7 protein-coding genes are annotated in these 10,971 nt (G+C 40.1%); 5 read left to right on the top strand and 2 right to left on the bottom strand.

The genetic code is table 11. The features are described from left to right. Nucleotides 1-419 precede the first annotated feature (419 nt). Together CDG77_RS31435 and CDG77_RS31430 are read left to right on the top strand one after the other, a co-directional pair. Nucleotides 420-2,252, top strand: a complete 1,833-nt coding sequence (locus tag CDG77_RS31435; protein WP_094333134.1) for a ShlB/FhaC/HecB family hemolysin secretion/activation protein — start codon at nucleotides 420-422, stop codon at nucleotides 2,250-2,252. 252 nt (nucleotides 2,253-2,504) lie between these two features. After that, the gene (locus tag CDG77_RS31430; RefSeq protein ID WP_094333133.1) at nucleotides 2,505-3,161 is read left to right on the top strand and encodes a pentapeptide repeat-containing protein; all 657 of its coding nucleotides are present in this window, start codon (nucleotides 2,505-2,507) and stop codon (nucleotides 3,159-3,161) included. A gap of 201 nt (nucleotides 3,162-3,362) precedes the next feature. Here CDG77_RS31430 and CDG77_RS31425 read toward each other — a convergent pair whose 3' ends face one another. Further along, nucleotides 3,363-4,904, bottom strand: coding sequence for an NB-ARC domain-containing protein (locus tag CDG77_RS31425; protein ID WP_094333132.1), 1,542 nt, complete (start codon nucleotides 4,902-4,904; stop codon nucleotides 3,363-3,365). A 624-nt stretch (nucleotides 4,905-5,528) separates the two neighbouring features. Between CDG77_RS31425 and CDG77_RS31420 the strand changes: the two genes are divergently transcribed. From CDG77_RS31420 to CDG77_RS31410, 3 genes are all read left to right on the top strand, one after another. Next, nucleotides 5,529-8,618, top strand: coding sequence for a bluetail domain-containing putative surface protein (locus CDG77_RS31420; protein WP_190234120.1), 3,090 nt, complete (start codon nucleotides 5,529-5,531; stop codon nucleotides 8,616-8,618). A 238-nt stretch (nucleotides 8,619-8,856) separates the two neighbouring features. After that, a complete protein-coding gene (locus CDG77_RS31415) occupies nucleotides 8,857-9,528 on the top strand; it encodes a hypothetical protein (protein ID WP_094333130.1) in 672 nt (223 codons plus the stop codon). A gap of 164 nt (nucleotides 9,529-9,692) precedes the next feature. After that, nucleotides 9,693-9,962 (top strand): hypothetical protein, encoded by a 270-nt coding sequence (locus CDG77_RS31410; RefSeq protein ID WP_442946450.1) that lies wholly within the window; start codon nucleotides 9,693-9,695, stop codon nucleotides 9,960-9,962. 172 nt (nucleotides 9,963-10,134) lie between these two features. On the opposite strand, the gene CDG77_RS31405 is transcribed toward CDG77_RS31410, so the two are convergent. Next, nucleotides 10,135-10,914 carry an ABC transporter permease gene (locus CDG77_RS31405; protein WP_094333129.1) on the bottom strand — a complete coding sequence of 260 codons (780 nt, stop codon included), beginning with the start codon at nucleotides 10,912-10,914 and terminating at the stop codon, nucleotides 10,135-10,137. Nucleotides 10,915-10,971 lie beyond the last annotated feature (57 nt).

The following is a 10,971-nucleotide window of genomic DNA, read 5'->3' as shown; positions in this document are numbered from 1 at the left end:
CATCTTGCCCGTCCTAATATTGGGGACGGGCAAGATGCCCATCCCACAAATGAATAATTTATTTCTTGGAAAGCCCTTATGCTGCGCTAACAAAATTAAAGACAATTTCAGATGGGGATTTAAACCCCGACTGAAACTGAGGCTACCTGTAGATGTAGGGGTCTTAAACCCTTTTATTTACGATCAATTGTTTCGCCAACAGGGTTAACAACTAGCGCCAAGTACGATTTCCGTCGTTTACACAAAATCCTTAATTGGATGCCTATACCTAGTTGCACGCGGTGTTAATTATACTTTTAGTTACAAATCTTCTGAAATCTGAATGTCAAAAATATGATATTGAAATATTCATGCACCCATAGCATACTCAAAAACCAAAATCAGCCCAGTCCTTAAATAAGGCACCCCACTGAGGAGAAATGAGAAAAGACACAGGAACTGGTATTAAGCCGAAAACAACGACTCAGCAAAGAATTGTCTCTTTCTCTCATCAGTTAAACACTTGGCCTTTGGCAAGTACTAAATGGAATAAGCACAGCTTCAGTTTTCAGTGTGGCTTGCTAATTCTGCCTGTGGTCTGGATTGTAAGTGTAAATGGACTTAGAGCTACAGCAAATAACTTTACACCCGACTCGGCTCCAAATAGTAGTCAGCCAAAGTTACAAATAGTACAGGAAACAAACCCTTCCCCAGTAATTGACCCGAATCAACCCGAACCGAACCCTCAACTAGAAACACCACAACGGATTCGGGTTCGCAAAATCCAAGTTGTAGATAGCACCGTCTTTAATGAAAATGACTTTAATCCAGTAGTTAAACCCTTTGAAGAACGGGACTTGACTTTAGAAGAAATCAGACAAGCCGCAGATGCTGTTACCCAGCTTTACTTAAACAAAGGCTATATAAATTCCAGAGCAGTTCCAGATATTCAGCAACCTAGTACCGCCAATGGTGTTGTGGTAATTCGAGTCATTGAAGGGCGTTTGACAGAGATTAACATCGAAGGGACGCGGCGATTAAATCCATCTTATATTCGTAGTCGCATCCAACTAGGTGCGGGTATCCCTTTGAATAGTGGTAAGCTCGAAGAACAACTGAAATTGTTGCGACTCGATCCTCTATTTACAAATGTGGAAGCGCGTCTGCGGCCAACGGGTAAGGTTGGTCAAAGTGTTCTCATTGTCAGAGTTGAAGAGGCAAAAACTTTAATTGGTAGCTTGGGTGTAGATAATTATTCGCCTCCCAGTATTGGGGCAGAAAGATTGGGTATTGAACTGCGCGATCGCAATTTGACCGGGATGGGAGATGAGTTAGCAGGCTCATACTACCACACCCTTTCTGGTGGTTCTGATGCCTTTGATTTTAGCTATCAAGTTCCTGTTAACGCCATGAATGGCAAAGTGCAGATTAGAACGGCATTTAATCGCAACGAAATCACTGAGCCACCTTTTGATGCCCTTGGCATTCGCGCCAACCAGGATCTTTATGAAATCAATTATCGCCAACCATTGATGCGATCGCCCAAAGAAGAATTTGCCTTATCTTTGGGATTTACCTATCAAGATGGTCAAACCTTCCTCTTCGATAACCTTGCAACCCCCTTTGGTATTGGGCCTGATGCCAATGGTGTCAGCCGCACCAGCGTAATTAAATTTGGTCAAGATTATATCAAGCGCGAACCTCAAGGAGCTTGGTTTTTGCGATCGCAATTTAATTTTGGCATTGACATCTTAGACGCAACTATCAACAGTGACCCCATACCCGATGGCCGCTTTTTCAGTTGGTTGGGTCAAATACAGCGCGTCCAGCAACTTAGTAACGATCATCTGTTGCTTATCCAAGCAGACTTGCAGTTAACACCAGATAGCCTTTTACCTTCCCAGCAATTTGTTATTGGCGGCGGACAGTCTGTAAGGGGATATCGGCAAAATATCCGCTCTGGGGATAATGGATTTCGGGTAGCGATTGAAGATCGGTTCACAGTGCAGCGCGATAAATCTGGATTATCCACAATTCAACTCGCGCCATTTCTGGACATGGGAGCCGTCTGGAATCAGTCTAATAATCCTAATCTGCTACCCGCTCAAACGTTTTTGGCGGGTGCGGGCTTAGGATTATTATGGAATCAGGCAATGGGAATTGATAATCTGTTTTTGCGGCTCGATTATGGATTTCCATTTATCGATCTGAGCGATCGCGGCAATAACGCTCAAGATGATGGTTTTTACTTTAGCCTTCGTTATCAACCTTAACACAGCAATATCAGTGAACTTTGTTTGTGTAGCTGGGAATTCCCTTCACTTAACTTATCAATGTTTCCTGACCTATGTCAGCATTTTTTGTTTTGAAAACCACTGAAAAAGCGCATTTTCAGGTGATTGGCGATTTTTGGGAAATTTATTTCTGATTATTTACCGAGCTAATCTCCATTTGGGGTGTACTCTCAATATACGGTAACTACCACACTCGACCTTTGAGATAAATTACACCCAGAGGTGAATACCATGAAAAATTATGCTGATAAGCAGGAATTTATATTAAGCCAAATCACAAATAAATATTTTCAGCGCCGAGATTTTAGTGGATGTGACTTGAGTGGAATTGACCTAAAAGGAATTAACTTAAGTGGTGTTAACTTCATCGGAGCGGATTTACGTGACGCAAACTTGTGTGGCTGTGTCCTCACTCGTGCTAATTTAAGTGGTGCAAATTTGATGCAAGCTAGCTTACGCGAAGCTAATTTGTATGAAGCATCTTTGTGTGAAGCTAATTTGATTAATGCTGATTTAACACGAGCAAATTTGTGCGGAACTTTCTTGTGGCGGGCGAAATTCACAAGTAGTAATCTTTGGGGTGCTTCTTTATGTGATGTGGATTTGAGAGAAGCAGACTTAAGTGAAGCCAATTTAATTGAAGCATCACTGATTGAAGCTAACTTAATGAGAGCAAATCTCACAGGAGCAAAGTTATGTGGAGCAAAATTATTAGAAGCTAATTTAACTGAGGCTAACTTAACTGGTGCAGATTTGACATGGGCAAATTTAACCAAGGCAAACTTGAGTAAGGCAAACCTTTGGGAGACAAACCTGATTTATGCAAAGTTCCGGGATACTATCATGCCTGATGGCACAATTAAGCAACCTCAGATAGTTATTTATTAGTTAGGAATAGTTCTGTCAAAGTGAGATAATCTTGTGATTTCGTTTCCATGCTTTGTATCGGGCTTTCGTTTTAGCTGTAACCACGGTTTTTTTTCAGCTTGGGTCATGTTATTGCCTAAAAGTTGTCGTTTATCCTTTTCAGAAGTTCTGTTGTAAAGTTCAGTCAGATTTAATGATGCGCTTGAGTGAGAAAATAAAAGTTTAAGATTGCAGTATCCCTTCTTCTACTTTTGTTAACTCAATTTCCAGATAATTAGAAAGATGAATAAAATTGGATACTCCATTTTTAGATAACTGCTGCCTAAAATTTTGCACTTCCTTTAAAATACCCTGAATATGTCTTTCGAGGGCTATTCTGGAAGTAAAATGATTACCAAGTTGGTCTGCAATGCATAGCAAAATCAGTGAATTATGCTTTTTTATGAGACAATTTTTGGTACTTTTTGCAATCAGCAGATATTTATTAAACAAGAAAAGCTTTATATTTATAAGTTCTATTAAAACTTGCTGTTTAAGTTTTTCTATTACATACTCGATCGCAACAGGTTTTTGGATATAACTTTTAGCTGATTTTTCAATTAGTGAGCGCCAAATCAATCTCTCTATGGCATTCAAAAGTTTGAATTTAGGAACAGTCGGACAAATACTTTTAGCTAAGGTATCAAGAGTTGATACTTCCCGATCGATAGCTATACAGTTCATAATGTGCCATTCTAACTCTGAAAGACGATTGAACTGCTGTTCTAGTAAGCAGTTAATGTTACTTAGCAATAAGGTATTTTGTTCTAGGAATTTCCCTATTTCACCATTAAATAGCTCGATTATGGCATTAGTAACTATGTTTATTTGTAAAGGGTTATTACTGTAGCGATCGCACAATTCTTGCTTTTGCTCATCTGAACCCAGCAGTTGCTTTGATTGTAGTAGGTGAATGGCTACCTCTTGAGAAGCTTCCAACTTGAAAGAACGCACCAGTAATTCTGCTCGTTCTGATGCGGCGACTTGAGCGGGTTTTTCTCTAGAGGTTAAAATCAGACAGCTATGATGATTTGTTTTTCCAATGGCTTCGATTAAATCACCATATATCTGATAATTAGGGCAATACTTTGCCATCGAATCCGGATCTAAGACTGTTTCTAAGTTGTCTAAAATTAATAGACATCGGGAAATACGCAGATAATGGATCAGCAAATTGATGTCGGGTGTAGTTTCTTGCTGATTGGATAAAAATGATACTAATTCAGTTAAAAAGCTGTTTCCCGGCGGAGTGTATTGTAGCGATCGCCAAATCACATACTCAAACTGATCTTGAATTGATATTGCTAATTTAGTGGCTAAAGTGGTTTTCCCAACCCCACCCATACCGAAGATTGTAACCAAGCGACAGCCATCTTGTAAAATCCATGATTTTAGCTGCGTTAGTTCTTGGGTGCGATCGTAAAATGATGAAACATCAATTGCTGCACCCAAAGTTGTATTTGTTTTTACAATTTTGGATGTATTATTTAAGACGTTTAGTTGGGGATTAGGTGTAGAGAGTTCTCTCCAATCTAGATTTAATTTATGACATAATTCTTCAAAATTTGTATGACCAACTGGTTTCCCAGTTAGGAATTTGCTAACTGTAGCTAGAGCTAAACCAGTGTCATGAGCCAAGCTTCTTTGGTTGGGGTAGCCATTACGTGTAAGTGCTATTTTGACTTGATCTATACACTCATGGCGAACTTTCAATGACCTTGGCATTCTGTATTTTGTTTGTTTGATTATTTACTCAGTTTACAGTACAGCACTTACGGCAGCTATGAGGTACATCCTCAAATCTGAAAGCTTTGATAGGACAGGGCAAGGAGAAAAACTGTATTGAATAATAGCCGGAAGTGCTGTAACGCTTAAGCAAGCTTATATATATTTTCTCTTTTTTCAGGAAGAAGAATACTTTTATCGTTTTCTAGGCTAACTAAGTTATTTTTTTAAGAAAGAATATTGAAAAACCATCAAACTTGGTCGAAAGTCATTACAAGTCAGTAATTTATAGGACTGAAGTTAGTCACCAACCGAATATTATGATTTTGTGTATAAGTAATTTCACTTATGTGTGCATAGATATCCTCTCTTTTGCTTCACATCTCTCTTTTACATGAGGGTGATAAGTTGTTGTGCTTCTCTCTCGGTTGAGTCCAATACAGACCTAACCCCCAGCCCCTTCCCTGCTAGCGTTGGGGAGCAAGATTCAAAGCCTCTCTCCTTGGTTTGGAGAGAGGTCAAAGTCTATTGCTTCCATTCGAGAACCGCTATCAATTTGCTTTAGGAACGCAGACATTTTTTTGTGCTTAGTTATCGATGCAATACCATTCAAGGAGTAAAACCATGCAAACTACTATTACCATTGATCAAGATACTTTTAAAGTCAATATACCGACGAATTTCTCGTTTGATAAAACCCAAAAAACTATCTTCGTAATTCATGGATTTCGATCAAATCCTGGTACATTCGGAAGCTTATACGAGGATTTAAAGTCTCTAGATAATAAAGCTAATATAATCGCAGTTGATTGGTCAAGTATCAGTGACAAAAATTTGTTGGAATATTCGTCTGTTAAGGGGCAGATAGATTATGTCGCCTTGGCTTTATCAAATACATTCCAAACTTTAAATATTGATCCAACTAAGACTGAAATTATTGGACATAGTTTAGGAGCTCATCTTGCAGGACTTATAGGTCAAGATTTAAAGAAGAAAGATCCAACAAAACTTATTAGTCAGATTGTTGGTCTCGATCCTGCGGGACCTCAATTTGAGGCCGCAGGTGAAGATGCTCGAATAAGCCCTGATGATGCTAGAAGAGTAGTGGTAATTCATACTAGCAACTCCTTAAATAATGGTGGCTTTAGCGGCCTTTTTTCTGACGGCTTGGGCTTGTTTAGGGACGATCTAGGAAACCTAGATATATACGTTAAAAAAGATGATAATCTTTACGGAATTAACGGAATCAATCAGCATGACTTAGCGGTAAAAGTTTATCAATCCTTAGTGAAGGGATGGATGTATGGCGGCATTAACCAATACCAATCGGGATCGGACTTAAATTATAGTGATCCTTTTAATTTGCAGAAGTTGAATAACCCAAACTTGACAGGCGAGTATACTATAAATCTTAATTATTTACTTGGCACTGATGGCAATGATACTTTTGACCTTAAGATTCTTGATAATCTAGAAATAAAGAAGACCATAGTTGTTGATGGTAAAAATGGCGATGACCTTCTTAAAGTTAGTTATGATTCCAAGGAGGGTATTAATGGTATCCATTTAGGTTTTGGAGGTGCTAATACAATCTTCAATCGTGGTTTTGGTCTATCTGAATTTCTATATGAACTGGTCAACTTTTCCAATATTGAACGTTTTGAAATTACTGGCACACAATATGCTGACGTTTTCGAGGGGCGTGGTGGTAATGACATTTTCAAAGGTGGTGCTGGCAGTGACGAACTAAAAGGTGGTGCTGGCAATGACATCCTTAACCCTGGTTATAGCCCATATTCCACTGATACAGTTGATGGAGGAGAAGGCGATGACCTACTCCAAGTTGATTACAGTAGCAAGAGTAATGGTGTTGGTATCCATTTAGGTTATAACGGCGCTAATGTAATCTACCATCGGGCTGGAACTGTTGGTGATAATTTTGAATTAGTTAAGTTTTCTACTATTGAACGTTTTGATATCACCGGCACAAAATATGCTGACGCTTTCGAGGGGCGTACAGGCAATGACATCTTCTCTGGTGGCGATGGCAATGACATACTAAATGGTGGCGGTGGCAATGACATCTTAATCGGCGATACTGCTGCTACTCCTCCTGCTTTTGGTGCAGCATTTACAGCCGCTACTAATTATAGTCCCACCCAAGGATGGAATAGCTTTGATCAATATCCACGCCAAGTAGCTGATGTCAACGGCGATGGTCGTGCTGATATTGTCGGGTTTGGGGCTTATGGTGTTTCAGTAGCTCTTGGTCAAACTGACGGTAAATTTGTTTCTAGTAATATCCTCTTCAATGATTACACTACCGGATGGAGTAACTTTAATATCATGCCTCGCCAGGTAGCAGATGTGAATGGCGATGGTCGCGCTGATATTGTTGGTTTTGGTAGCAATGCTGTTTATGTTGCTCTTGGTCAAGATAACGGCACTTTTAGTGCAGCATTTACAGCCTTTGATAATTATAGTCCCGCCCAAGGATGGAATAGCTTTGATCAATATCCACGCCAACTTGCTGATGTCAAAGGCGATGGTCGTGCTGATATTGTCGGGTTTGGGGCTTATGGTGTTTCAGTAGCTCTTGGTCAAACTGACGGTAAATTTGTTTCTAGTAATATCCTCTTCAATGATTACACTACCGGATGGAGTAACTTTAATATCATGCCTCGCCAGGTAGCAGATGTGAATGGCGATGGTCATGCTGATATTGTTGGTTTTGGTAGCAATGCTGTCTATGTTGCTCTTGCTAACAATAGTAATGACATCCTCAATGGTGGTGCTGGCAATGACACATTAACTGGGGGAACTGGGAAAGATACTCTGACAGGTGGGACAGAATCCGATCGTTTTGACTACCGCAACTTAACTGATTCTCTCCTCAAGAGTTTTGATGTGATTACCGATTTCAATGCTACTGCTGGCAACGATCTATTCCTTGTTTCCACAGCACGATCTGGATTCTCTAATGCGGGATCTGTTGCAACTCTTAGTGCAACTGGAATTGCAGCCAAATTAACTAATTTTGCTTCTAATTCTGCTGCTCAATTTACCTTTAGTGGCCGCACCTTTGTAGCTATTAATGATGCTACAGCCGGGTTTAATGCCAATAGCGATTCCATCATTGAGGTGACAGGATTAACGGGAACCCTTACAGCCAGTAATTTTATTGCTGATGGTGGAGGAGTTGTTGGAATCGCTTCAGTTCCTGGTGGCGGTATAGGTACTAGTAGTGGCGGCTTTACACGTGGAGATAGTACTCCCGTACCAATTACTGATAATCCCTCCATTCAGCCAAATGAAATCACTGGTACACCAGGGCGTGATACGTTAATTGGAACTTCCACAAGCGATCGCATCACCGGCTTACAAGGTGCAGATATAGTTACAGGTGGTGGCGGAAATGACGAATTTGTATATACTAATATCCGCGATAACGGTGACACGATTACAGATTTTGAAGTTGGCAACGATCATATTGTCTTAACGCAACTGCTCGATAGCCTAGTTACAGGAGGCTACAACGGTGCAAACGCAATAGCCGATGGCTATGTGAAAGTTGTGCAGGGTACTAGCACCAGCAATTTCAGCGTGCAAATTGATGCTGATGGCTCTACAGGCCACGACATCTTCAGACCTTTTATCACAGTAAACTTAGCTGGTACTGGCACTTTAAATAACCCCAGCAGCTTCGTATTTTAGAGATTGACTGTTGCCCTTCCACAAGGAAATGGGAGGGCAACAGTCAAACTGGTACTTAGTTCAATCTTCAAAACTAGTAGTCCACCAGAGCAACAATGATTGGGTGAATAAGTTCGTAGTAAGGACTTTAGTCCTTGATTTGAGCGCTAAAGCGCTCACTACAAACCAAGCATTGTTGACTTGGCGGACTACTAGTATCTACTAACAAATCGGTTTCATAAATTTGTAGGAGTTTTATATGTTGAATGCAACTTTTATCAAAGGAAGAATTCACAAGGCTATGGTTTTTAGCTTCTTGGGCTTGAGTAGTTTTACCATTGCCTCCCCTTCTTTTGCTGCCAGTCTTAATTTAAGCAATTGGGACAAATTGGGTGATGTTGTTGCAGTTCCAAGTCAAGCGATGCTAACAAATGCCTTCGCTGATGGCAATGATGATGCTGACAACTATAATGTCTCAGGTAATAACCCAGATTATATTAGCTCCTTAGAAACTTTTTTAAGTCTCAATCCCAGATCGCTTGGTCTTGATGCCACTGAAGGTTCTGCGATTAAAACAGCTTTAAATGTCCTGGCTGGGGATGCGATCGGTTTTGACTATTCCTTTTTAAGCTATGATACTTTTTCGAGCGATCGCGCCTTTGTAACTATTAGCAACTCAGTTATCCCTCTAACTGGAAGTGAACCTTTTAGCTATACATTTGCAACATCTGGCATCTACAACGTTGGCATTGGCGTTACCGATGTAAATGATACTTTTGGCTCATCAATATTGTCGTTAACAAATGCTTCAGTGACAAATTCCAATCCTCAACCAGTCCCAGAACCTTTAACTACCCTTGCTTCTATTTTGGCTGGCGGCTTTGGAATTATGTTAAAGAAAAAAGATATAAAAAAAGCTCGATCGAATTAGTTGCAAAAAAATAGGGAGCATCCCAATTTTGCTTAAATCTTTTCCCTCACCCCCAGCCCCTCTCCCAAAGATGGGAGAGGGGAGAGATAATTCTAGTTCCCCTTCTCCCATCTTTGGGAGAAGGGGTTAGGGGATGAGGGCTATCAAGATTTTTGCACTTTGGGATGTTCCCAAAAAATATAGGTTGGATTGACGCAAGGAAACCAAATACTCCGATTGACTCTTCCAAAGTAGAAATTGAAGAGTTAGAACAAACCTTGGGTACTTTCTCTGAGAAAATGCTTATGGGAATTGGCTTTAAATACGGCAAAGATAGCCGCGAATATGAGATGGCTGGTGGAGTTCGCAAAAGTGAACGTATTCGTAAAAGCAGGGCGACTCGCTTAAAAACTGTTGCACAAAAAGCATCTAGCCAGGGCACTCAACCTTCGTAAATGCGTAGGATAAGCTGTTACGCATTTAATATCATTTCCGCTTGATTACTTATTAAACCCGAAGAACCCCAAAGAGCTAAAGCTCACTGTAAAACCTCCGTTTTCCTGGGCTTGGCGTTGGTGCAGCCTCTCCAAGAGTTGGGTCGAACTGCTCAGTACAAGTACCCAATTATTAAAACTCGCGTTGTGAAAAGATAAAAATAGCGATCGCTAACAACATGCCACTATAAAGTAAACCATAGCCAGCATTTGTAATCAGTGCAGTTGTGTCAGGTAATGCTTGCAGACCATAAACGGCATCATTTTTTAAATCTAATCGAGATAAATCTGGCAAGATGAGAAATAAACCTTGAGTTAAACCTTCCATACCAGGGTTACGACTCAGACGACCGAGTTGTACTAAATCTTGAGTAATATTTCCAATTAAATATACTGCAAAGGTTAAAATTGTCGCTAGCAAGGAAGCAGTAAAAACACCGAAGGTAATAGCTACAGCAGTGATTAATGACAACTGCAATAATAAGAAAATTGCAGCAATTAAAATACTCGCTGTTGGATGAGGAATGTTACCAAATTGCAGAAATATCAGATAAATTGCTGTCATCGTGGCGACAAGTACAGCTAATACTGCGGATAAACCTAAGTATTTGCCGATGATAATTTCGCTACGGCTGACAGGTTTAGCAATTAACACCAAAATAGTGCGTTTTTCAATTTCTTTATTAACCAGTCCCGTACCAACAAATATCGTCACAATTAGCCCGATGGCATTCATCGCCGCCATCCCGAAGTCTAAAAACATTTTGTCTTCAGTGGTAGCTGCAAATTCAGGAAGGACGCGGAAGGCAATGGCGAGGATTAGCGCATAAAAACCAATAATATATAGGATGCGATCGCGTACCACTTCCTGAAACACGTTCTTTGCTAGTACAAAAATTCTGTTAATAGTCATTTGTCATTTGTCATTTGTCATTTGTCATTTGTCATTTGTCATTTGTCATTTGTCATT

It is taken from the genome of Nostoc sp. 'Peltigera membranacea cyanobiont' 213 (assembly GCF_002245975.1).
In the GTDB taxonomy this organism is placed as follows: Bacteria; Cyanobacteriota; Cyanobacteriia; order Cyanobacteriales; family Nostocaceae; genus Nostoc.
Note: the sequence above shows the minus strand (reverse complement) of the source record. Positions and strands in the feature narration are given on the sequence as shown.

Excerpts from the sequence above, each read along its gene's own strand:
- CDG77_RS31435 (WP_094333134.1), top strand. The coding sequence starts at position 420 with ATGAGAAAAGACACAGGAACTGGTATTAAGCCGAAAACAACGACTCAG.
- CDG77_RS31430 (WP_094333133.1), top strand. The coding sequence starts at position 2,505 with ATGAAAAATTATGCTGATAAGCAGGAATTTATATTAAGCCAAATCACA.
- CDG77_RS31425 (WP_094333132.1), bottom strand. The coding sequence starts at position 4,904 with ATGCCAAGGTCATTGAAAGTTCGCCATGAGTGTATAGATCAAGTCAAA.
- CDG77_RS31420 (WP_190234120.1), top strand. The coding sequence starts at position 5,529 with ATGCAAACTACTATTACCATTGATCAAGATACTTTTAAAGTCAATATA.
- CDG77_RS31415 (WP_094333130.1), top strand. The coding sequence starts at position 8,857 with ATGTTGAATGCAACTTTTATCAAAGGAAGAATTCACAAGGCTATGGTT.
- CDG77_RS31410 (WP_442946450.1), top strand. The coding sequence starts at position 9,693 with ATGTTCCCAAAAAATATAGGTTGGATTGACGCAAGGAAACCAAATACT.
- CDG77_RS31405 (WP_094333129.1), bottom strand. The coding sequence starts at position 10,914 with ATGACTATTAACAGAATTTTTGTACTAGCAAAGAACGTGTTTCAGGAA.